The sequence below is a fragment of the Phormidium sp. CCY1219 genome, assembly GCF_035615515.1.
Classification (GTDB): Bacteria; Cyanobacteriota; Cyanobacteriia; order Cyanobacteriales; family Laspinemataceae; genus CCY1219.
In genome coordinates, this window is sequence record NZ_JAJENT010000016.1 from 1 (window position 1) to 317 (window position 317).

General features: G+C 36.6%; 1 pseudogene. It reads right to left on the reverse strand.

Annotated features, from left to right (window positions below):
• Positions 1-253: pseudogene (locus LKK83_RS00255) on the reverse strand (RNA-guided endonuclease TnpB family protein); the annotation flags it as partial.
• Positions 254-317: the final 64 nt, after the last annotated feature.

Genomic DNA, 317 nt, shown 5'->3' on the forward strand with positions numbered 1-317 from the left:
GTTTGGGATAAGTTATTACTCCCATTCCTCCTTTTTTGCGATACTTAGGCAGTTGAGGTTTGTCTGCTAATTCCCCTTTGTTGTATTTTTTAGATAGCTCTTTATAGGACTTAAATGCTTCTGCTACTCCTCTAAGAGTTTGCTGTGCAGCTTGGGAATGCAAAACCTGATAATTCCTATTGGATTTTAACTCTTTTTCTAAGTTGTATTTGCCCGTTATATATCCGAATTTAAAATACCACTGTCTGGCCAAATAAATTCCGCAATTAATGAGTTTGTTGGCCGGGGTACACAAGTATTCTAAAAAAGGGACATTT